This is a genomic window from Pyrodictium delaneyi (genome assembly GCF_001412615.1).
GTDB classification, from domain to species: domain Archaea; phylum Thermoproteota; class Thermoprotei_A; order Sulfolobales; family Pyrodictiaceae; genus Pyrodictium; species Pyrodictium delaneyi.
This window is the reverse complement of the sequence record NZ_CP013011.1, coordinates 1,754,972-1,777,532: the sequence shown is the minus strand read 5'-3', so window position 1 is coordinate 1,777,532 and position 22,561 is coordinate 1,754,972. Positions and strand designations below refer to the sequence as shown.

Sequence of the window (22,561 nt, the reverse complement as noted above, 5' to 3'; positions counted from 1 at the left end):
AGGGGGAGGACCTGGGGGCCAACGCCCTAGGCGCGAGGTGTAGACATAGAAATGGCTAGTCAAGCACTCGAAATGCGCACCCGCTACATGATACTATTACTCCTAGCCGAGGGGCCGAAGACAGGCTACGAGCTGATAAAGCGGATGAAGAGCCTCCTCGCAGAGGTGGGCGGGGGAGCGAGCCCCGGCACCGTATATCCGGTTCTCCGGGACCTCGAAGAGGAGGGTTACATAGAGTCTAGCGAGGAGCCTCATGGCGCAAGACAGAGGAAGGTCTACAGGATAACCGAGAAGGGTGTAGAGCAACTTCTGCGCATGATAAACAAGGGACTCTACATAGTAGAAGCAACTATAAGGCTCCATTTGGCTGCTGCACGTAACCTAGCCCAGACCCCCCGGCCTGAACTACTTCCCCTCGTGGAGGAGATAGTTGGCAGACTAGCCAGGATAGAGGTGCTCACAGGCGAGCTTCTAGAGCTACTCCAGCGTATCCTGCAACGTAATATAACAAGCTCTCATACTACTCGTTAATATGGGTCAAATCATTTGTAACAACACATCCTACAATATTTCTGGACGCAGAGAAGTAGCTATCAAAGAGCCATACCATACCTTCATGAGGATGTCTGCCGAGCATAAGAGTGGGGCTAGAGGCATGCATGAAACGAGCATAGCTCTGAGCATTTTAGCGGCTGTAGAAGACGTATTCCACGATACGCCTGGCGCTAGGCGGGTTGCTAGGATAAAGCTGCAGATAGGTATGCTCAGCCTTATTGATCCCGAGGCGCTCCGGTTCGCGCTGCGCGTAGTCTCACGGGGTACTCCTGCAGAGGGTGCTGAGATAGAAATAGAGATGATAGAGCCCCGCTTTCGCTGCAAAGATTGTGGCTATGAGTGGGAGCCTAGCCACGAGGACATAAAGCGTATCTCCGAGGATCCCGAGCTGAGTACGCTCGTCCACATTCATCCTGATGCGCTTGTCCAATACCTTCAGTGTCCCCGCTGCGGCGGCAACAGAGTCGAGATAATCCGGGGGCTCGGCGTAGTACTACATAGTGTGGACATCGAGGCAGACGGGGAGAAGAGTGCAAGACAAAGAGACGCCTCCAGCGGAGAGGGTTAGACGGATCGTTGAGAAGCTTCTGGAGTGGTACCGGGGCGAGCCCTGGTGGAGACAGCCAAACGTAGACCCGTTTCACGTCATGCTCGCCATAGCGCTGAGTAACCGCTCTGACTACCGTAGCGTCCGCCGCGTCGTAGAGAAGCTAGCAGAGCATTACCCGGATCCTTGGAGCATACTCCGCGACCCCGAGGGCGTCAAGGAGATAATACGACCCCTCGGCCTCGTAGAGTTGAAGACTCGCGTCGTCCTCGGGCTAGCTAGGCTTGTAGCCGAGGCTGGCAGCGTAGAAGCACTCCTAAGTCTCCCGCCCAGCGAGGCCCGTGAGAAGCTCCTAAGCATACCCGGTATAGGTGAAAAGACGGCCGACGTACTGCTCATGGCTCTCTGGGGCATCGACGTATTCCCGGTAGACACTCATATAGCTCGCATAGCGGCGCGATTAGGTCTAGTAGAGCCAGGGACTCGGCCCGAACGGGTGAGGAAAATACTTGAGCCTCTCATTCCTAAGGGTTTTCGAGCACGTACGCACTTGGCAATGATAAGGCTTGGCCGCAATGTCTGCCGACCTCGTAACCCTCGATGTAGCATCTGTCCATTGTACAGTTTATGTCCGTCAGCTAACAGTTGTAATCCATGTCATTAGATCTTACTACTTCTAGATACAAAGTATGGGAGCGAACATATTTACTGCATGATGTGGATGCTTATCTAGTTTCTGCATAATGGATATTTGCAGAATAGCTTATTCGGGGTCTCATAATGAAGTTTCAGCATGGAGAGAGAAGACGTAAAGAATCCAACCCCGGCCCATGTGTGGAGTGTGACCTAACTTGATACTCCACATTCGGAAAAGGAGATCTCTTACACAATGGGAGCGTGCGATAGAGGAGGAGGTTAGACGCCGTCACATAGAGAATAGGGTGGAGCTGGAGGAGCTGGAACAAAACATAATAGAGCATGGCTCAGTGAATGCCACCATAATATCATTCCGTCCAAGTAGCAGTGGCAAGCGAAGGCGCCGTAACATACTAGGGATAAGAATAGCTATACGTCACTAGACTGCTAGCTCTTTCTGGGGCTATGAGGAGGGCGATTGGGGCCGAGGAGAAGGCCAAGGCCTACTTTAATGAGGAGCCCGTGCTCCGTGCCGAGCCTCTTGACTGGTAAACACTAGCTGGGTTCTGATCACAGCAATACTCAACACACTTGAGTATTTGAATTAGATTCTTCTTTCCCGCTCCGGTAGCGTTTTTGTTCTATATTGATGTATGGTGATCATTCTGGTCGAGCGTTGACATTGCGCTCTTATATGATGTCCCTAAGCACGTCGGACCCGTAGCGTGGAGGCTGTGACCGGACGCCTGGGCCTTAGCCCCCTGGCGGGATGCTGAGCCTGTGCAACGGGGTGAGCCTCCACGCCATAATAGCAGTAGGAGGCTTCGAGACGCCTTGGCTGGAGAGGGTTATGTACTACTACTTGGCCCCATGAGTATTGTCGAGCTTCTAAGCCTTAGGGGGAAGTACGAACCGCTTGAGGTGTACCGTCGGGCGCTGGAAGGACGTGCTGAAGGTGTTGAGCTGCTACGCCAGGCATTAGAGAATGGCTCCGTGAGGAAGATAGTATATCTCGGCGTGGACGGCGCATTACCCCGGCTACTCGGCCAGGATCACATCATAGACTTGTATGGCTCCCTCCCCCGGCTACGCTGTCCACGCTGCGGCAGAAAATGGTGGCTAGAAGAAGGGACAGTATGCCCAAACTGTGGTATCAAAGGAGAGAGGGACTCCTGGGAGACGCCCCGTAGCCGGCTACTCAGCGAAGCTGTATACGAGCTGACTACTGCCGAGATAGTGGCTGTACATGGGCTCGGCGAACCACCCATAGCGCTGGGTGCCGTACTAGCAATCTCGGTCTCTAGGTTCACTAGGGTCATGTTCCTAGAGCCGGTGCCTCGTCAGCTACAAGGTTTAGGGCTTGAGGAGCCGGGAAAGAAGCTCCTTGAGATGCTTCAGGAATTGGTTAGCGGCTAGAAAGGGTCACCGCATAGATGTAAGGGTTTAGTTAACCGGGCTTGCTCTCTAGCCTTGGATTCTTCTATAGGCGAGATACCCTGCAGCTATCAGCAGAAGTGTTATCGCCGCGAATGACGCTGTTAGCGTGCTAGGCGATATGCCGCTGATTGTCTGAGTCGTTGTCTCTAGACTTTTAGCTGTCGTAGTTGTAGTCTGTTTCTCTGTAGTTGTTGCAGATGCCGTCATTGTCTCCATGTTTGTACTTGTTGTGGTTGCTACATGTTGCGTCTCTGTGGTCTCCCTATGTGTCTCCGTCATGGCTGTAGTGGATTGTGTAGTTGTCTCCATAGCTCCGGTGGTTGTTGCTTTTGTAATGGGTGATGTAGTTATTGTTGTAGTGGTGATGGTTGCCTCGGTAGCTGATGTGGTAGCTGCGGTTGTTGTAGCTTCTATGACGGGCGCAGTGGTTGTCTCTGTCTCTTCTCCTAGTTCAAGCCTTTCGAGCTGGTCTATGCTCTCCAGCTTCACGATATAGATTGTCGCGTCCCCGCGCTCCAGCTTCTCCGCATTGTCTGGGCCTCTAACGGGTATGAACGACTCTAGCACAATGCTGGCTTTACCTACCTCTACTGGTAGGCTCTTGAACACTTCTACTAGGGCCTGGAGGGCCTCTACTGCAGACTCTAGGGGTGGGACATCGGGCTTATAGATGCCGAGCCCGCTAGCTGTGTAGGCTACGGTGCCGTTATCCTGGATGAGTGTAATCTCGCCCTCCCCGTTCACTGTCAGTGCAACTCCTTTCTCGACAAGCTTGGCTCCTAGGAGTATCGTAGCTGCCCCAGTAGCTGCTCCTGCCTGGAAGCCCTGCAGCGAGGCGACTCCAGCGAGCCCACTAAACACGCTGTAAGCAAGTATCCTCTCCACGTTGGAGCGGGGACCCTGGAGCCGTAGCCATCCAGTAGCGTTGACTACTATGCGGGAGCCGTGTACGACGGTCTCTATTCCCACTTTTTGATTCTGGTCTACATCCTTAGCTAGTATGTCTAGTTGCTCGAGCGTTTGACGTATTCTATCCGCCTCGGCTGGGTCTATAACGCGGAGCCGTACAAGGTTCGATATAGTGACCTCACGGTACTCCTTGGCGTCGAATACTGCCGTGAAGGAGCCACTTATTACCAGCGTTCTATTGTCTATTATCTCGACGCCGGCCCGTAGATCATCTACACGTACCATTTGTAGACCCATTCCCCTCAACATGGCAGAAGCCATAACGGGATTGAGAAACTGTTGTATCTTCTCAGCGAGCTGCTGTGCCTGACTACTATCAGCAGCTACGTAAGATGCATTGAACAAGCCAGTTAGCCTATAGTAGCCAGCATTGCTCTCACTAAAGGTCGCATTTATGCTAATGCTTAGTGCAGCAGCCTCTATAGAAATTGATACGTTGCCAGTCCTGCCTTGCTGTGAGAGCGCTATGCTCGTGTTAACCGCTGTACCGGCTAAGCCTTTAACCTCCTCGACAACTTCAGCGGACGTCACCACTACATAGTCTGCATGTTCGCCCGACGTGTTACCTTTGACGTCAACTTTCTCTAGTGCATACACTACGCCTCCATTGGAGGTAATGTTGCCAGCTATACTAGCGTTAAACCATACAATGCCATTGCCGTCCACTAGGATCTTTATATTCGCATCGTTGCTACCACCTAGCGCATGCATAGGAGCTATAGCTAGAAGAAACAGGACAGCAAGCAACTGCAGAGCCTTGATGCTAGACTTCAATGCTTGTAACCCAACAAACTTCGCGCAAATAGCCCCTTAATATAGGACATTTATCGGTGTACAACTATAAAGTGATAGAAGGAAGAGTGACAGAGGGCTATGATGAATGAGCCCCGCGCACAGTGCTAAGTCTTAGGCAGTCCCGCAGAGCCCGTTCAAAGGGCTGTGAAGCAGCTAGGGGTGGGCCGAGCCAGACTCTTCAAATATAGAACATTAATGACATAGTAGGTAGAGTGTCAGAGTTAAAAAGACATAATTAGGCGGCAGCTAGAGGAGTCTCAACTATCATTTAGACCGAGTCAACATAGTGTGACCTTAAGGATTACACCGTCGGAATGATGAGGCCTGCATCGGGGAACCCCCAGAACAGTCTGGGGGAGGCCCGGAGATCTTCCCTGCGGCTGACCTTTTCAATTACTTTCTACGTCTCTTTATACCAGCCGTCTCCTCTCATGATATTGTTACGCGTCGTACGTCATTATTCCCTCTCTTATCCTTGCCTAGTCCTTCTACGAGTATTGTATCCCTAGAGGCCAGATTTGCTACGTTCGTTACATGCATTGTCTTCTTTACAGCCACATTACTGATAAATGACTTAGCAAGACTATCCTCTACAACAGAAACTATTTCTTCTACTGAACGTTCTATAGAGGAAGGCTCATAGACTAAAGGCTTTATAGTTGGAGTACTTATCTTGCTTACTAGTTCGTAGATTTCATCCGCCGTAGCTGGTACAGCTATGAACGCGTTAGCTCCTCCGAGTGTAGCTGCAAGCGCAGAGAGTGCTAATCGACACAAAGCGGAAGACCTTGTTGCAGCAACATTAACCACTACCGTTGATCCATTATGCGATACGGCAATATCGACAGGAAGCATAAGTCCATCTCCAAGATTTAGATATGATGAAACCATGAACCCTCGCAGCTGAAGCTTACTAATCAGAAGCTCACGAAGCATCTTTGCATCCTTAGGCTCCTCTATGTAGAGAAGGTCTCTAACTATGCTGAGTAGAGTATGTAACATCTTCCCACTCGGTGTTAAGACGTAAACGTAGCGGTCTCTTAGCTTCCGTTTTTCTACAAAACCACGAGGCACGAGTAAACCCTCGACATACTCTTCGAAACTCTTCGAGTTTAGTTCTGCAAATCTCATTATACTAGTCTTTGAACTCGGGCCATTATCGCCGAGTACACGTAGTATGGATAATATTATATCTATGCGGTCTCGCCTGCCTGCAGCCCTATTCTGTACCAAAATTTCCTCCCCCAAATCCGAAGACAAAACATCACTATTTACGCCAAGGATATTATCTTCAAGCCAATGGTTAAACTACGAACGACTTTATGATGTAATATTGCTAGTAGATATCGTCTAGTCTTACATCTTTGATAAAAATTTGCGCCAAGCAGTTATTTCACATGCTATGCGACCATGATACTGTTAACATATATGTTGTATAAGATGCGATGTAAAGAAATATTTATAAACAGATGCTCTAATCATCAACATCCCTTTAAGATAACAAGTACGTCAGATTATAGCATATCGTATATGCGTCCCGCATTCCTCCTGGGACTATTAAGCCGCCTTGGCTGTCGGTGTTTCAATCAAATTGATGATACACGGATAGCAGAATTGCAAAGATTTGTAATTAAGAGCCTCCAGCCTACCCTGGCTATGGGGTTAGGTGTTTGCTGGGTATTGAGCAGATTTCTAGCGAATACATCATTACACGTATGGCTGTAACTCATACTCCTGGAGTTAGCGTTGCACTTCATGATCGGGGTAAACCACTCCTGCAGAGAGGATATGGATATCGCAACCTAGAGCGTGGGCTGCTAGCAACACCGGAGACTATGTATGGCATAGCCTCGATATCAAAGATATTAACTGCTATCGCTGTTATGCAGCTTGTTGAGAAGGGGCTTCTGAGTCTCGAAGATCCAGCTGAAAAGTATTTGCCTATCGAGCTCCGTGTTAAGGGGAAACCCGTTCTTGTATGGCATTTGCTAAGTCACACCAGCGGGATACCAGCACTAGGCTATGCTGAGGCGCTCCTTACTGGTTACCTTGGGCTTGGCGAGAACTGGTTACCTTTCTCTGAGCCCCGGGACGTTCTCGCCTGGCTCGAGAAAGGTGCCCGCCACTGGGCTATAGCCGAGCCTGGGGAGAGGTTTCTCTATCTCAATGAAGGTTTCGTTGCCCTTGGCGTCATAGTTGAGCGTCTCTCAGGGATGCGCTTTAACGAGTATATACGCAAGCACATAACAGGACCCTTAGGTATGAGATCAACTACTTTCGATGCCCAAGAGGCTTTATCTTCACCACTCTTGGCTACACCTTATGATACATCGTCTCGTCCCCCGCGACCTGTTAGGGTACCAACCGGGATAACAGCAGATGGTGGTGGATGGAGTACTGTAGTTGATCTTGCCAAACTCATGACAGCGTTGTCACAGAGTGGTCGCCTTAGCGACGTGGAGATATTGTCGAAGAACAGCGTTGAGGAGATAGAGCGGCCACGGATTGAGCTGCCTGCGCAGCTTTTCGGTAACGATAGCTATGGACTAGGTGTAACGATATATCCTAGATTTCCTAGCGGAACCTTAATTGGGCATAGTGGTTCACTTCTATTCTATACAGGTTTTGCAGGCTACTTGAAGGAAAAGGGTCTCTCTATAGCTGTTCTAGCTAACGCCGATCCGGGATCACCTCAGATAGCCATGACATTGTTAGCCGCTGCTGCGGGTACCGATCCATTGAAACTACCATTCAATATCGCTGACCGTGTACTGGGATTGCTTGAAGGCATCTATACTGGCTTTATGGGTACAGTAAAGGCGCGCCTCGAAAGGGTTGGCGACGCTTTAGTTTTGGAGAGCCTTGAGCCGCCTGGTAGGCGTGAAGTGTTGTTTCCAGAGAAATTAGACCCGGTGACCCCGGTATTTGTCTCAGCTAGAGCTGGGAAAAAGCTTCGCGTAGAGTTCCGCATAGATGTCGAGCGTGGTATGGTGGAAATGTTCTACGAGAGGTATCGGCTCGTAAAGATGATTGAGCAGAGGGTTTGACTACTTTGAAGTTAGCTGTTAGTCGTAACCAACGGTGTCCCGTATGTGGTAGAAACGGTACTATAAAGCTACGACTTGGGAGGATTACGGTATATGTGTGTAGCCAGGAACATGCAGAGCTTGTAGCCCGAAACCCAGCCCGTTATATTCAGAGGCTACCCGAGCCCATAGTGTTGCTTGAGCAGCATGTCTGTCCTGATACGGAATACGACGAGGACGAGGATATAATGGTGTATAGGGTTGGGTGTTGAGGCTGGTAGAACGGGAGCATAGAGCACGTAGCATACATGGGAATTAGTTCTAAGATACCTTAACGAGTTAGTACGGTGACGCCAAATGCTCAGCGTCAGAGACCTCGTCGTAGAAGTAGAAGGAAGGAGGATACTTCAGGGCATCAGTATGGATATAGGCCCTGGCGAGTTGCACGTAATCATGGGGCCCAACGGAGCGGGAAAATCCACATTACTCAATACTATTGCAGGTTTACGTCACTACAAAGTTGTTAGCGGCTCTATCATCTTCCAGGGTATAAATATAGTCAATAAGCCCTTATATGAGAGAGCTCGTAGTGGTATCGTTCTCGCACATCAGTTTCCTCCAGCTCTCAAGGGCTTAACTCTCCGCGAACTTGTGTCAGCGATGGAACGTATATATGGTAGTGCACGAGACGTCGAGTGGGCAGCAGATATACTTGATGTTAAGAAGTTTATGGATAGGCCACTCTTTGTCGGCATGAGTGGTGGTGAACGGAAACGTGTAGAACTATACCTCACCATTCTTCAGAGGCCACGTGTCGCACTACTCGATGAACCGGATAGTGGCGTTGACATTGAGACCCTTGAGCGGATAGAGGAGGTACTTGTTGAACTGAAAAAGAGAGGTGTACTAGTGCTACTCGTAAGTCATACCATGTATTTGCTTGAAAGACTAGCAGCTAGGAATATTATAGATAATGTGCATGTAATAGTTGCCGGTCGTCTCGCTGCTTCTGGAGACCCGAAGAAGATCTTCGAGATGTTAAAGGAAGCTGGTTTCCAGGGCATAGCAGAAGGCGCCAGGGTGAGAGGAGATGACTAGCCACAGGGAACGCGCACTGAAGGCTCTGAAGCGTTTGGGGCGATACGGCCCTGATATAGATGTTGAGAAGTTTCTGAGAAAAAGACAAGGTAAAGGTGACGGTGCCGAGGAAGCGCTCGATAGGCTCGGCTTTGGTAAGGAGGTTCTCCAGAGAGCCGGGTACGTACAGGTTAACGAGGAAATTGTACGCCGCCTAGTACTGCATAGACTAGAGCGTCAGGGCGTAGTAGTTCTCCCTCTCTACGAGGCTCTTGAGAAGTTCCCCTGGGTCAAGGACTACTACTGGCGTGCTGTCCCCGTTGATACTGATAAGTATACTGCCAGCGTAGAAGTGTATGGTAAACAGCTAGGATACTTCATTTACGTACCGCCAGGGGTTAAAGTTGAACAACCAATTTACACGTGTCTACTCATAACCGAGGAGCTTGAGGCACAACTAGTCCACAATATAGTGATAGTGGACGAGGGTGCCGAAGCCACGCTTGTAACTGGTTGTGGGGTCTCCCACAGGGTCGACAAGGCTCTCCATATAGGCGTCTCCGAGTTCTACGTAAAACGTGGTGCGATACTGAGGTTCGCCATGATACATTCGTGGGGCCAAGGAGTGCATGTAAGGCCGCGTACAGGGGTTGTAGTGGAAGAAGACGGAAGTTACATAAGTTATTACCTAATACACGGCTCTGTAGCTAGTGTACAGAGCTATCCCAGGATAGAGCTGCACCGCAACGCTAAGCTCTATAGTGCTTCAATAATAGTCGGGGAAGGCGGCTCAATCTATGATATCGGCACGCTCGCCCAGCTCCGCGAGCCCGGCGCATCCGCGGAAATAGTCTCCAGGGTGATGGCCCGAGACTCTGCCCGAGTGTACGCGAGGGCACGTATCGAGGCGTATGCCCCGGATACACGTGGCCACATAGAGTGCCTCGGGCTGCCGCTCTCCCCCAGCGCCGTGATAGAGTCTATACCGGAGCTAGCGAGCATGGTTGAAGGGGCTGAACTGACTCACGAGGCCGCTATAGGGAGGATAGCAGAGGAGGAGCTCGAGTACCTAATGTCCCGGGGTTTCACCGAGGACGAGGCGCGTAGCCTACTGCTACGAGGCTTCCTCCACATCGAGGTGCCCGGGCTACCGCAGCAAGTGCGTAGTCTCATACGCTACGTGGAGCGCACCCTGGCAGAGAAAGCTACAGGCTAATCCTCCCTGTGCTCTCCCTGTTTCTCCCATCCTCGGCGGAGACGGAGCATACCCCACTCGCTGGCAGCTTCTACGAGCCAGCCTGCTAGTATCGATGCTATCCTCTGGGCTGCCTCGTCCTCCCCTATTTCTACGCCATAATAGCGGCTCAGAGCACGCCTCGCAGCTCCTGGGTCGACTCGGGGCAGGAAGTAGTCCTGCAGCCTGGCTAGGAGCTGGTCTAGCCGGCGGAGCCCCTCCCTAGTGATGAGGCGCTGCAGCTCCTTGAAGTCCTCGTTGCTCAGTACGCTCTCGCCGGCGCGTTCGCCTGCCTCCTGCCAGTAGAGGTAGAGGGGCTCGTAGTCGCCCACGACCTCCCCCGTAGCGAACATGGGCCGTCTACGTTTACTGGTCTGTTCTTCCGTCATAAATCCTATTCCCTAGATAAAACTCTGACGCATAGGGGCCTAGATTAGCGCTATCCTAGTATCTCTTCCCCGAGTGGCCTGGAGCTACGCCATAGCACCTCTAGCCTTCGCTTGAGTGCTTTTGCAAACTCGCGATTAGTTATCGTCACTGCAACAACGTTACCACCGGTACCTGGTACTCCTATGACGACAGTATCGCATGCAACCATCATATCAAGCAATACTGCCTCCGACGCCCGCAACTCGGCTCCGGATATGCCAGCTATGGTCTCCAAGACGTGTCTCGGCAATGTTACGCCGGAATAAAGAATTATCCGTGCTCCACGCACATTCAATATCTCTAGGAAGTGTTGAAGTACTGGCCATAGATCCTCAGCTTTCTCCGCCGCCTTGTAGGCTAGCAGCCAGGGCTTCTCGTTGCACCTTCGCAGTGCTGCTAGAGCCGATGCGAAGGCCTGCGAGAGCCCCTCTGCAACCAATACGTGTTCTCTAGCAATGGATGCTACGTGTTCTTCAAGCTCGCGTGCAAGTAGACGTACCTCCTCTGCACGCTTAGCTGCCTCTAGTATGAGTTTCTCGGCTTCAACAGCTAGTGTTCTTGTAGGCGGTGTCGCCCTGTAGCCCTCCGGTGTCTGAGCTATAAGGCCTCGACGTTGAAGGCTACGAAGTACATCGTAAATCCTCTGTGGAGGTATCCCTGCCTCCTCTGCTATATCCCTCGGCTTCGAAACACCCCTTAGTACTACGAGATAAGCACGTGCTTCGTAGCCACTAAGGCCTAGAAGTCTTCTTAGCCTATCCTCTAGTTCATCCTTCGTTAACATTGCTCCCACTATTCTCCCCGTCACCGGCGTGTAATGCAGACTGGGAAGATTGAATAACGTAGCTCTGCTAGGCTATAGAAGGGCATAGTGAATCCCTTGGCGTTTAGAGGCTAGAACACTGCCTTCCGGGGACATCATATGAGTGTGCAAAAATCACAGATGGGGATCAGACGACTGGTGCTCCTTGACATACATGCTCCAAAAGCTAGTGAGGTCCTGGCAGCAGGCGAATTAGCTGTAGAGCATGCTATGAGGAGTAAACAGCCACACGCCGTAGTCCTAACGTGGCCCGAAGAGGCAGTCGTATACGGTCTCTATGAGGCTGTAAGGGATAACGAAAGCACGGCCATCTATCGAAGGATAACCGGGGGACACAAGGCCTACATGGCTCCTGGCCAGGCTTATATAGCCGTTGCGTTACCCTGGAGGAAGAGTCTCGAAGGCTTAGCAAGTATCGCACTCGGAATAGCCAGTTGCGCAGGTGGAACCTACGGTGTCACCGTTTTTGGCGAGACAGGCTACATAGAGGTACTCGGTGCCCGTAGCGTAGAGGAAGCACGGCAATGCCTCTTAGAGGCGTTAAATGTAGAGAAGTCCGTTAAAATGCACGTACCCCGTACAAGTCTCCAAGAGTTAGCTACGCTCTTCGAGTCGCAACAATGGCGTGAGTACATTTATCATAGAGGGGATGCAGAAGCCGAACGGAGGAGGGAAGGCGGCTACTGGATACGCATAAGTATAGAGACAACAGATGGCTATGTGACAGGCTATTGGCTTACCGGCGTCTTCTTCTCTGCGCCTCCCACCGAGGTATACAACGTACTTAATAGCCTTCGCGGAGCAAGGTTCCATGAGTTAATGCTTTACAACATAGAACTAGCTATTGAGAAACGCATACAGTTCCTAGGAATAACAAGCAAAGATTTCATGTCTGCAGTACGCGAACTATACGATGCTGTAGGTATACGCTATTACACCAGGTAATGGTACCCAGTTAAGGCAGTACAAATTGATGCAAAGACAAACTTATCATTGTATTTGTTTCTATAGTGTTTGAAGCATAGCTGCCGGGTTTAGGTTATATACGGTCAGCTTAAGCCACCACTCCTGGGTGGTGCTTCTCTGCGTAGTCATAAGCCCCACCTGCCCCGGGGACCCACAAATTATCTTGAGGAGCCGCGCATAAGGCAACTGTTGAGTGTTACAGATGAACTCGGTTATGCTGGTCCCGTAGAACACGTCCTTGAGGGTAAACCCTCTGTACATGATATCGTGGAGCTTTACCGTATGCCTCTCTGGCTCCTAGGCTCTCTTGCTCGTGCAGTTACAGATGCTATTACGGGTAGGCGTGTAGGCTATGTTGTGAACATGATACTCAACTATACTAACATTTGTGTAGTCAATTGCAGGTTCTGCGCATTCCGGCGCCAACCTGGAGCACCTGATGCCTACCGCTTAGACGCCTCTCAAGCCATAACTTCTGTTGTCGAACATTGGGAAAAGTATCACATACGTCAAGTGTTGTTTCAGGGCGGCGTAGACCCGTCGACGCCGCTGGAGTACTTCGAGGAGGTTTTCCGCGGTATTAAGAGCAGGACCCGCGGCGAGGTGGCTATCCACGGCCTCAGTGCTGTCGAGATAGACTGGTATTCGAAGCTGAACCGGATTAGCGTGAAGGAGCTTGTCTCTAGACTAGCCGAGGCGGGGCTAGATAGCGTCCCTGGTGCCGGTGCAGAGATACTGAGCCCTCGGGTGCGCAGCATAATCTCTCCTCTTAAGACTACTGCCGAGCGCTGGCTCGAGGTTATGGACGAGATTATGAAGCTAGGGCTCCCGGTCAGCACTACTATGATGTACGGGCACATGGAGACCCTCTGGGAGCGGGCTGAACACCTCCTCGCACTGCTCCGGCTACAGAGGCGTCGGGGTCTCATCATGGCCTTCATCGCGTGGAACTTCGAGCCAGGCAACACAGAGTTACAGGATACCGTGCCCTACCCAGCAGGGGGCACTGAGCTTCTACGCAACGTGGCTGTAGCTAGGCTCGTCTTCCGCCACGAGATACCCTGGATACAGGCTGGCTGGCTCACTGCTGGTACACGGCTGGGCCAGGTCTCGCTAGACTACGGTGCTAACGACTGGGGTGGCACGCTCTACGGCGAGAAGGTGCTGCCAGCGGCAGGGGTACCATTGCCACTTCTTGTCCGCAGGAGCATAGAGCGCGTAATAGGGAGCGCGGGATACGAGCCCTACGAGCGCGACAACTGGTACTATCCGGTTGAAACCACGCCCCGCATAGCGGTGAGTACCGGGGGTGTAGCAGGGTGAAGCAGCAGCTAGAGCCGCCCCGGTGGCTCGAAAGGCTGGCTGTCGAGGCTGGGTCGCCGGCTCTAGAGAAGGCTATTCATGGAGACCGTCTCGAGCCGCCAGCCATAGAGGAGCTGCTAGTGAAGACGCCTTTCCACGCCCTAGCAGCCGCCGCTGACTACTACGCACGTCTAGCGAAGCAGGGCCGGGGCAGCTTCATTGTAAACCTCTACTTAACGTACACTAATGTCTGCGAGACGCGGTGCAGCTTCTGCGCCTTCTACCGTGTCCCCAGCAGCCCCGAGGCGTATACCCGGGAGCCCAGGGAGCTGGCCGAGGCCGCCCGCCGCGCCGTAGAGGAGTATGGCGTGCGGGAGATACACCTGGTGGGTGGGAATAACCCGGAACTCCCCTTCAGTTACTATGAGGAACTAGTATCCTCGATCAAGCAAGCAGCGCCTAATGCTGTGCTGAAGGCCTTCACCGCGGAGGAGATATGGTTCATCGCTCGTGCTACAGGGCAGCGTGTACGGGAGGTGCTTGAGAGGTTACACGAGCTCGGGCTTGACGCTCTATCGGGCGGCGGTACTGAGGTTCTCGACGAGGAGCTCCAGCGCTTCATCGCGCCGCGCAAGATACCCCCAGAAGAGTATCTACGTGTACACGAGGAGGCACACCGGCTAGGGATAAGGAGCAACGTTATACTGATGTACGGGCACGTCGAGGAGCCTATCAGTGTTGCACGGCACCTCTACCGAGTGAAGATGCTCAAGGAACGTGCTCCTGGTTTCATATCGTTCATACCAGTTCGGTTCAATCCCGGCGATACACCGCTCGGCCGATCCCGGCTCTATCGTGAACGGGCCCGGCTCGACGGCCAGTATGATCTGCGTATAATTGCTACTGCCCGCCTGGTTCTGCTAGGGGCTATCGATAATATTGTCGCCTACTGGGTAAGCATGGGGGACAAGCTCGCGCAAGCCGCTCTAGCACATGGAGCCAACGACCTTGGTGGCACGTTCTACCGGGAGGCGGTGATCTCAGCAGCTGGGGGTGGCCCTGGCGGCAAGGAGCCAGCAGAGCTGGCTTACATGCTCCGGCAAGCCGGCTGGACTCCCTGGATGCGCGATACCTTCTACAATTACCTGGAGAAGGTCGATGTAGCAGAGCTTCCCTGGCTACAGTAGCTCCTCGCACACCTTAGTGTGAGGAGGCTGGAAATGCCCGTATATGTTGCACCGGGTTACCAGTATGCTGCACCTCTGCGTCGCTGGCTAGTATCACGGGGCTTCGTCGTCCATGTAGCTCCACCGCCAGAGACACTCCAATTGCTTAAGGATGGTATCGCTGACGCTGGGCTAGCACCACTAGGCCTAATAGCTACAAACACGGAGCTGAAGACATGTCCAGGCCCGATGGTGTACAGTGAACGAGAAACAATGAGCGTCCTTATAGTCTCGAGAAGGCCAGCAACACTCAGAGAATGCGACACAATAGCTGTAACGGGGGAGACGCGGACAAGCATCCTCTACCTCCGCCTTGTGCTGCGAGAGCTAGGACTCCAGCCTAGGCTCCTCCGGCTTAGCACCCGGAATGTCTGGATGCTTCTACGCGCCGCTCCATGCGCCCTAGTGATAGGCGACGAAGCCCTCTATGCCCTTGCACAAGGTCTCAACGTTGTAGCGGACATGGGTGTGCTTGTACGCGATATTCTGGGTATAGCACCAGTTTACGCCGCTACAGCAGTAATCGAGAACAGGAAATGCCCTGAAAGTCTTGCAGAACCACCATGGCCGCGAGCTCAACGCCGCGATGTAGAAGCAACCGCTATAGCTACCGGGCTCCCTCGCCGACTCGCTGACATGTATCACCGCTCGCTGCTCCGCCTAGACTACAACCCTGCCGCGCTAGAAGCAGCCTTACTTTTACTGAGGGACACTGTACGGTATTCGCAAGAAACGTCAGCAGAGCTGGGAATCTACCAGCGAGCCTAGAGACAAAAACCTGGTAATGCACATTATGGCCCTGGTCTCTGTTCAGAGGGTTCAAGTGTGTACCCGGAATACTGATTTCCAGCTCATTCATCCATACCTTATGAGCATAGTTCCGGATCTCGCATCCTCCCTCGCTGTCCTAACACCACACATTAATGTATGATAATGACGAATGATTTATTTATTAATAGCCTCTCTGCTTGCCACCATTCATGGATGCACACGTCTCCCACATCTGTACTAAGCATATGTTTCTTTAACGATAAATCATAATTAGTTGTTTACGCGAAGGGTCAAAATATCCCCCCTTAATCCCTTCTACGCGGTGCATACGGTGGAGTTCAAGTTACTCCGTATAGACCTATGGAACCAGAAGGTCCGCGAAGAGAAGATTGACGAGAAGATTCTCAGAAAGTTCCTCGGCGGACGCGGTCTCGGTGCCTACCTGGCTCTACGCGAGATACCACCAGGTGCTGACCCTCTAGGCCCCGAGAACAGGCTCTACATCCTAACTGGTCCCATAACTGGCACTGCAGCCATAGAGAGCGGTCGTTATCATGCCGTTGCAAAGAGCCCGCTTACAGGCATTCTTGGCGACTCTAACTCGGGCGGCCAGTTCGGCCCCTGGCTACGCTTCGCCGGTTACGACGGCATAGTCCTCGAAGGCATAAGTGAGGAACCTGTATGGATAAGCATAATTGACGGCGAGGTAAAGTTCCACGACGCCCGCAACCTCTGGGGCAAAGGTGTCATCTACACAGAGAAGGTAATACGCGAGAACGTAGGGATAACCAAGGAGGATCTTGGCAGCGTCCTAGCCATCGGCCCCGCGGGCGAAAACCTATCAAAGATAGCTGCCATAATGAACGATAAGTATCGTGCTGCTGGCCGTACAGGCCTAGGCGCCGTAATGGGCAGCAAGCGTGTCAAGGCTATATTCGCTTACGGTAAGAGGCAGATTGAGCTCTACGACCGCCAGAAGTTCTTCGAAGCCGCCAAGAAGCTCATGAAGAAGATACAGGAGCATAGCATCAGTCAAGCTCTAGGCAAGTACGGAACCGCCGTACTAGTAAACATTATCAACGAGCACGGCGGCTTCCCGACGAAGAACTGGACCCGCGGCACCTTCGAGAAGGCTTACGAGATCAGCGGTGAGTACCTCGCAGAGAAATACCTCAAGACAAACAAAGGCTGCTGGGGCTGTGTCATACGCTGCGCCCGTGTAGCCGAGGTAAAGAGCGGCCCCTACCGCACCCCCGTCAGCGAGGGCCCAGAGTACGAGACCATCTGGGCCAACGGCGGTAACACGATGATAGGCAACATGGAGGCTCTAATAAAGATAAACTACCTGCTCAACGATCTAGGCTTCGACACCATAAGCTTCGGCAACACGGCCGCCACGCTTATGGAGCTCTACGAGAAGGCCCAGAAGGGCGAGCTACCCGAGGACAAGGCTAAGAAGCTCCTCAGCCTCCTAGAGGACATCGAGCCCACCTGGGGCAACGCTGACGCAGTAATACAGCTAATATGGAGGACAGCCTACCGCGATGGCATCGGCGACTACACAGCAGAGGGTGCTGCAAGGCTAGCAGAAGCCTTCGGCAGCCCCGACTCTGCAGTACACGTCAGAGGCCTCGAACTACCAGCCTACGACCCCCGCGCAATCAACAGCATGGCCCTCAGCTACGCTACAAGCAACCGTGGCGGCTGCCACCTACGCGCCTACGCAGTGAGCTTCGACGTGCTAGGCGTACCCAAGAAGTTCGATCCACTCCAGGTAGACATGGAGAAGGTGAAGCTGGTAAAGTTCCAGCAGGAGCACTTCGCCGTAATAGACAGCCTCGTAGTATGCAAGTTCAACACATTCGCGGACAGCCCAGAGGACTACGTACCACTACTCCAGGCAGCAATGGGCTGGGAGGACCTCACAACAGAGGAGCTACTAACGATAGGCGAGAGGATATACAACGTGGAGAGGCTCTTCGCTGTGAGAGAAGGACACGGCTACAAGGATTACCTACCAAAGAGGCTAATCGAGGAGCCACTACCCGACGGCCCAGCCAAGGGCAGGACTGCAAAGGAGGCCATCGAGAAGTACCTACCAGAGTACTACAAGCTACGTGGCTGGGAGGACGGCAAGCCTCTACCAGAGACTCTGAAGAGGCTAGGCCTCGAAGAGTTCCTCTACATAGTATCCTAACCTCACAATATTTTTGTCATAACCAAACCTAGTCTTTCGCCGTTCTTTTAATCACACCTCAAGGGGGTGTGCAAACTCTAGTTGTTGTAGCTATGCTATAAGCTATATTTGAGAACTCCACATTCACATTATCCCAGACTCGACCACATGGGACGCCTAATCCCTAATGACCCCGTGGAATACGATAGGGTGACTAGTCATGAAGATTCGGGCTGTATTTATCCAAGAATTCTACGAGGAGATAGGGAAATTCTATATTGAAGTCGAGATTCCTGAAGGCTCGACGGTTAGAGATCTAATAGACTACATTGACACCAAGATTAAACAAGGCTTCCGCCGATTAGTATTGGATGATAAAGGTGAGCTTAAACACCCAGTAGAAATAGCTGTTAATGGCAGACGTATAGACTTCCTAGATGGGCTTGATACAGTACTCAAAGACGGGGATAAGGTACTATTCTCGCCTCGCGCCCTCTTTGTCGTCTAGGGGTATACCTGCTATGGGAAAGAGCAACGAATTAACCGATTGTCTTGATAAACTCTTTTCTAGCTGCCAGGATTCCATCGCATTACTTCAAGAGCTTTCAGAGGCCTTAGGTAAGGATCGTGGCAAAGGTAGTGGGATGGCAAGAGTATTGAAGAAGGTTGCTGAAGCGCTCGCAGAAGCGTTAGAGCCTTGTATACGTGGTTGCGGCGTAAATAAAGAATGGGATGAGCGTTGTCTTGTTGGTGAGATCGTTGAAAGGATGCAGAGAAGCCTCTTTGGCCTGTCTCTCCGTTTAGAGAAGATACCGAGACTCCGGGAGGAAACCGAGAAAGAACTAGCTGAAATGCTCGTGGATACAATATATAGCTTTGTTGAAGCCGTATGCATCGCCGCAAAGCATCTTCATAGCTAGCTCTTCTGATACTTTCTGAGAGCCTCTGCTTCTAGCCATTTGCCCTTCACGATCCATAACGCGGATAATAAGCCTGCTATCATGTTACTTATAGCTATTGCTATCCATACTCCTAGGCTTGTCATGCCTAGAATAAATGCTAGCGTGTATGCTAAGGGTAGTCTTATCCCAATTGTCCTTATAACAGCTATATATGTTGGTATCTGGTTTTTCCCAGTTGCAACTCCTATGCTCCATGCTACTAGGAAGAATGTAAATAGTGGGAGGCTTAGTCCAAGGAGAAAGAGGTATTGCCAGGCTTCCATAATTGCTGCTGGATTGTCTATGAACAAACCCGCTATATTGTAACCTTTTACTGCGAGGAGTATCGCAGCAGTTACTAGTGTTATGAACACCATCCAGGTTAAGGATGCTACTGCTGTTTCTGCACGGTCACGTAGACCTGCACCTAGTGATTGTCCTATTACTGCTGCAGCAGCCTGGGATAGGGCTGCTACTATTGAACGAAGCACATCGAGGATACGGAAGCCTATTGTGTAAGCAGCGATCGCTGCTACGGTTCCGAGCATCATATCTATTCTTGTTATAATGCCTACCAAGATATATTCACTAACATGTTGTACAGACATGTTGATGCCTAGTGGAGTACCGACAGATATCATTACCTTTAGTATGCGGCGAGATGGCAGCATCATCTTAGGATGGAGCCTAACTCCATGGAATCCTCTTCTAAGCATGACTACTATTACTATGGCGGTTAGTGATTTTGCAACTACTGTTGCTATGGCTGCACCTAATACTTCAAGGCGGGGGAATATCCAGAGTCCGAATATTAGAAAGGGGTCGAGAACTATGTTGATTAGCATAGATACTGTCATGAGTATCATTGGTGTACGAGTATCGCCAAGCGATGATGCAACATACCTAAATGTGTAAGTGAATGCTGCAACGGGTAACGCTATGAATTGAAGACGCAGATAAGTTGTTGCCGATATAGCCATCTCGCCGCTTGCACCAATCAGTCTCACAAAAAGGGGCGAAAGAACGAAACCAGCCAAGCCAAACATTAAACCCGCCAGGATACTAGCACCCAAGACCTTGTTCACGGTCTCTACTATTTCGTCTACATTTCCTCTTCCAGTGATCTGGCTTACAAGAGAAACTGCTGCTGTTAGGAAGCCTACAAGGGCCGTGTACACTATGAGAAAGGGGTAATAAGCTAGAGTAGGTACTGAGAATTCCTCTACACCGAGCAATCCAAGCCAGAACGCGTCGATCAACCAGTAGAGACTACTCACTAGATTGCCTAGCATTAACGGTGCTGATAGTTTCAGAATTGTTATAGTTACTGGAGCTTCTAGCACTTGCTGCCGCAGATCCTGTAGTCCTCTCTCTGTACACTGCTTAGTAGCCTCTGTCATAGATATATCACCTAGTACTATGCCTTAATACACGCCGACACCCGGGAGTATATCCTAGACTTGGTTAGCACACTGTAAGACGATCAAAGCCCGGGCTTAGATCACCGTAATGTATCTGTATAATTCTACACCGATTAACCGTAATACACTGCAGCAGGTATATGTACTTGGCCAATCACTGCACAAAGACGCAAACATGCATAAGAGATAATACTCGCCGGCCTACAATTCTTCTGAACTGTCATTGATATTCTCAGCTGTTTTTACTATCTTGGCGAGCGTCTCTAAGAATAGCCTGTTCTCGGCAGGTGTGCTGACTGTCACGCGTAACCAGTTGTCGCCCAGCGGAACACGGCGTACCGCTATGCCGTGTTCCGCTAGTCTATCTACCACCTTGGGTACTGGAGTCTCTACTAGGAGGAAGTTGGTTGCCGACCTGTATACCCGTATCCCGGGGAGCTTGCGGAGACTCTTGGCTAGCCACTCTCGTTCCCTCCGGATGACTTCTACCACTTTCGCTGCGTAGCTGGGCTCCTCGAGGGCCGCTATAGCGGCGGCTAGGCTCGTCCTGGGGAGGAATGGTGGGAGTAGGCTGCGAAGCTTTTCTGCTAGGCTGGGGTGTGCTATACCATAGCCTACCCGGAGCCCTGCTAGGCTGAACGCCTTGCTGAGCGTCCGCACTACTAGGAGGTTGTCATAGCTCTCTGTCAGGCCAGCGTATGTGACGCCGCTGAACTCGTAGTAGGCCTCGTCGAGTATCAGGAGTACTCCCTCTCTGCTCAGCTTCTCTAGAAGCTCGGCTAGCTCGTCTTCACTTGGCGCTATGAGGCTCCCCGTAGGATTATTAGGGTTATCGAGCGCCACCAGCCGCGCCGAGAGCGCCTCCTTGGTGAACCGGCTCCAGTCTAACTGCCATCTATCATCGCTAGGCTCAAGCTCTATCTTGGCCGCCTCGCCGCCTTGCTGCCTCGTGTAGACTTCGTACATGCTGAAGGAGGGCCAAGGATACACGGCCTTCTCTCTGTGGCCTAATACCAGGGTAAAGGCTTTCTCTAAAACCATGTCGCCGCCTAGGCCGACTATTATCTGCTCGGGGGCTGCACCAGTATAGGAGGAGAGCAGCTCCGTCAGGTGCTGGTACTGCGCTGCCTCCGGGTACCGGTTCCCCCGCGCCGCCTCCCTAGTCACCGCTTCTACTACCCGGGCGGGGGGTGGGTAGGGTGACTCGTTGAGGTCTAGCCGGGCCCGGATTACTCCATAACTCCTTGGCTTGTATCCCTCCTGGTTCTCGAGCCATGGTTTGACACGGACAGGCACAGCCTAGCACACCTGGAGAGGCGAGGATGGATCTATAGAGGCTTTAATAATCCCTGGAGCCGGGAGGGCTGTCACGTCTACTGGGCTGCAGGGTGCCGGCAGAAAGGGGCAACATACACGTAATAGACAACCCTGCTCTTCAGGGTATCCTCTTAGAGTTGCGTGACCGTTCCACCCCGAGGCACCGTTTCCGCGAGCTACTCGAGCTTGCTGGCCTTCTGCTAGGCTACGAGGCTGGCCGGCTACTCTCGACACGCCGTGACGAGGTAGAGACGCCGCTAGGAGTCCGAGCCCAGGGGCTACGGGTAGCAGACGAGGAGTTATCGGTGATAGCTGTCCTGCGAGCCGCTCTACCCATGGCTATGGGTGTTGTGAAGGTCTACCCTCGAGCCTCCCTAGGCTTCGTAGCTGCCTCGCGGCTGGAAGATACAGGCCGGAGAGTAGATGGCAGAATGGTCTTTGATGTAAACACGCCTTACTGGAAACTACCAACAATAGAGGGCCGGGATGTCATTCTCGTCGACCCGATGCTGGCAACTGGTAGCACTCTAGCCCGGGTAGCAGAGCGGGTAGCCAAGCAGAAGCCACGCCGAATGGTAATAATCTCACTCATAACAACCATGCAGGGTATAGAAAGAGTCTTGGAGGCAGCCAGTACCGCCTACATTGTGACCGCCGCCGTTGATCCAGTGCTCAACGAACATGGCTTCATAGTACCTGGACTCGGGGATGCCGGAGACCGTTGCTTCGGCTAAAATCACAACTATGGGGATGAGGATCTTTTTCGGGGAGAGCGACCCCGGGATAAGGTTCCGGGGGATGGCCTAGCGGTTACCCAGCCGACCCTCCATCACACTTCATTTGTAGTTTACAGCAATGCTACCATATTCTCATATTTCAGTTTAAGAAATCATAGCATATAAATTTAAAACAG

The 22,561-nt window shown here is 51.9% G+C and carries 22 protein-coding genes; 16 read left to right on the top strand and 6 right to left on the bottom strand.

From position 1 onward, the window contains the following. The first annotated feature begins 51 nt into the window (after positions 1-51). The 5 genes from Pyrde_RS08915 (at position 52) to Pyrde_RS08895 (ending at position 3,154) form a co-directional block, all read left to right on the top strand. Positions 52-531: a PadR family transcriptional regulator gene (locus tag Pyrde_RS08915; RefSeq protein WP_055410050.1), complete on the top strand. Its 480-nt coding sequence runs from the start codon at positions 52-54 to the stop codon at positions 529-531. A 124-nt stretch (positions 532-655) separates the two neighbouring features. Continuing rightward, positions 656-1,123 (top strand): hydrogenase maturation nickel metallochaperone HypA/HybF, encoded by a 468-nt coding sequence (locus Pyrde_RS08910; protein WP_180385463.1) that lies wholly within the window; start codon positions 656-658, stop codon positions 1,121-1,123. Continuing rightward, on the top strand, positions 1,086-1,766 hold the full coding sequence (locus Pyrde_RS08905; protein ID WP_055410046.1) for an endonuclease III domain-containing protein: 681 nt from the start codon (positions 1,086-1,088) through the stop codon (positions 1,764-1,766). Before Pyrde_RS08910 ends, Pyrde_RS08905 begins: the two co-directional genes overlap by 38 nt. A gap of 187 nt (positions 1,767-1,953) precedes the next feature. Next, positions 1,954-2,181, top strand: coding sequence for a hypothetical protein (locus Pyrde_RS08900; protein ID WP_055410044.1), 228 nt, complete (start codon positions 1,954-1,956; stop codon positions 2,179-2,181). A gap of 337 nt (positions 2,182-2,518) precedes the next feature. Next, complete coding sequence (locus Pyrde_RS08895) at positions 2,519-3,154, top strand: SIR2 family protein (RefSeq protein WP_143522122.1); 636 nt, start codon at positions 2,519-2,521, stop codon at positions 3,152-3,154. Between the two features lie 48 nt (positions 3,155-3,202). Here Pyrde_RS08895 and Pyrde_RS08890 read toward each other — a convergent pair whose 3' ends face one another. After that, positions 3,203-4,918: a hypothetical protein gene (locus tag Pyrde_RS08890; RefSeq protein ID WP_143522123.1), complete on the bottom strand. Its 1,716-nt coding sequence runs from the start codon at positions 4,916-4,918 to the stop codon at positions 3,203-3,205. Positions 4,919-5,368: 450 nt separating this feature from the next. Then, positions 5,369-6,172, bottom strand: coding sequence for a winged helix-turn-helix domain-containing protein (locus Pyrde_RS08885; protein ID WP_055410038.1), 804 nt, complete (start codon positions 6,170-6,172; stop codon positions 5,369-5,371). A 437-nt stretch (positions 6,173-6,609) separates the two neighbouring features. Here Pyrde_RS08885 and Pyrde_RS08880 point away from each other — a divergent pair, with 437 nt between their 5' ends. The 3 genes from Pyrde_RS08880 (at position 6,610) to Pyrde_RS08870 (ending at position 10,258) form a co-directional block, all read left to right on the top strand. Next, a complete protein-coding gene (locus Pyrde_RS08880; protein WP_143522124.1) occupies positions 6,610-7,986 on the top strand; it encodes a serine hydrolase domain-containing protein in 1,377 nt (458 codons plus the stop codon). Between the two features lie 336 nt (positions 7,987-8,322). After that, positions 8,323-9,063: an ABC transporter ATP-binding protein gene (locus Pyrde_RS08875; RefSeq protein ID WP_055410034.1), complete on the top strand. Its 741-nt coding sequence runs from the start codon at positions 8,323-8,325 to the stop codon at positions 9,061-9,063. Next, positions 9,056-10,258, top strand: coding sequence for a SufB/SufD family protein (locus tag Pyrde_RS08870; protein WP_055410032.1), 1,203 nt, complete (start codon positions 9,056-9,058; stop codon positions 10,256-10,258). Before Pyrde_RS08875 ends, Pyrde_RS08870 begins: the two co-directional genes overlap by 8 nt. On the opposite strand, the gene Pyrde_RS08865 is transcribed toward Pyrde_RS08870, so the two are convergent. Both Pyrde_RS08865 and Pyrde_RS08860 read right to left on the bottom strand, forming a co-directional pair. After that, positions 10,255-10,665 carry a hypothetical protein gene (locus Pyrde_RS08865; RefSeq protein ID WP_055410030.1) on the bottom strand — a complete coding sequence of 137 codons (411 nt, stop codon included), beginning with the start codon at positions 10,663-10,665 and terminating at the stop codon, positions 10,255-10,257. The two genes, Pyrde_RS08870 and Pyrde_RS08865, sit on opposite strands and share 4 nt — an antisense overlap. A gap of 50 nt (positions 10,666-10,715) precedes the next feature. Then, positions 10,716-11,489 carry a TrmB family transcriptional regulator gene (locus Pyrde_RS08860; RefSeq protein WP_143522125.1) on the bottom strand — a complete coding sequence of 258 codons (774 nt, stop codon included), beginning with the start codon at positions 11,487-11,489 and terminating at the stop codon, positions 10,716-10,718. A gap of 138 nt (positions 11,490-11,627) precedes the next feature. Between Pyrde_RS08860 and Pyrde_RS08855 the strand changes: the two genes are divergently transcribed. The 7 genes from Pyrde_RS08855 to Pyrde_RS08825 all read left to right on the top strand — a co-directional run bounded on the left by Pyrde_RS08855 (position 11,628) and on the right by Pyrde_RS08825 (position 18,889). Next, complete coding sequence (locus Pyrde_RS08855) at positions 11,628-12,473, top strand: hypothetical protein (protein WP_156328042.1); 846 nt, start codon at positions 11,628-11,630, stop codon at positions 12,471-12,473. Positions 12,474-12,683: 210 nt separating this feature from the next. Next, positions 12,684-13,817 carry a CofH family radical SAM protein gene (locus tag Pyrde_RS08850; protein WP_055410024.1) on the top strand — a complete coding sequence of 378 codons (1,134 nt, stop codon included), beginning with the start codon at positions 12,684-12,686 and terminating at the stop codon, positions 13,815-13,817. Further along, positions 13,814-14,983, top strand: a complete 1,170-nt coding sequence (locus tag Pyrde_RS08845; protein WP_055410023.1) for a radical SAM protein — start codon at positions 13,814-13,816, stop codon at positions 14,981-14,983. Before Pyrde_RS08850 ends, Pyrde_RS08845 begins: the two co-directional genes overlap by 4 nt. A 33-nt stretch (positions 14,984-15,016) precedes the next feature. Beyond that, entirely contained in the window at positions 15,017-15,790 is a 774-nt protein-coding gene (locus tag Pyrde_RS08840) for an MqnA/MqnD/SBP family protein (protein WP_143522127.1), read from the top strand. Between the two features lie 334 nt (positions 15,791-16,124). Then, the gene (locus tag Pyrde_RS08835; RefSeq protein ID WP_055410019.1) at positions 16,125-17,990 is read left to right on the top strand and encodes an aldehyde ferredoxin oxidoreductase family protein; all 1,866 of its coding nucleotides are present in this window, start codon (positions 16,125-16,127) and stop codon (positions 17,988-17,990) included. Positions 17,991-18,189: 199 nt separating this feature from the next. Continuing rightward, the gene (locus Pyrde_RS08830; protein WP_055410017.1) at positions 18,190-18,477 is read left to right on the top strand and encodes a MoaD/ThiS family protein; all 288 of its coding nucleotides are present in this window, start codon (positions 18,190-18,192) and stop codon (positions 18,475-18,477) included. 148 nt (positions 18,478-18,625) lie between these two features. Further along, positions 18,626-18,889 carry a hypothetical protein gene (locus Pyrde_RS08825; protein ID WP_143522128.1) on the top strand — a complete coding sequence of 88 codons (264 nt, stop codon included), beginning with the start codon at positions 18,626-18,628 and terminating at the stop codon, positions 18,887-18,889. Here the strand turns inward: Pyrde_RS08825 and Pyrde_RS08820 are convergent. Next, entirely contained in the window at positions 18,886-20,310 is a 1,425-nt protein-coding gene (locus Pyrde_RS08820) for an MATE family efflux transporter (protein WP_055410013.1), read from the bottom strand. The two genes, Pyrde_RS08825 and Pyrde_RS08820, sit on opposite strands and share 4 nt — an antisense overlap. A gap of 222 nt (positions 20,311-20,532) precedes the next feature. After that, entirely contained in the window at positions 20,533-21,627 is a 1,095-nt protein-coding gene (hisC, locus tag Pyrde_RS08815) for a histidinol-phosphate transaminase (protein WP_055410011.1), read from the bottom strand. 92 nt (positions 21,628-21,719) lie between these two features. On the opposite strand from hisC, the gene upp reads away from it, so the two are divergent. Further along, positions 21,720-22,382 (top strand): uracil phosphoribosyltransferase, encoded by a 663-nt coding sequence (upp, locus tag Pyrde_RS08810; RefSeq protein WP_055410010.1) that lies wholly within the window; start codon positions 21,720-21,722, stop codon positions 22,380-22,382. Positions 22,383-22,561: the final 179 nt, after the last annotated feature.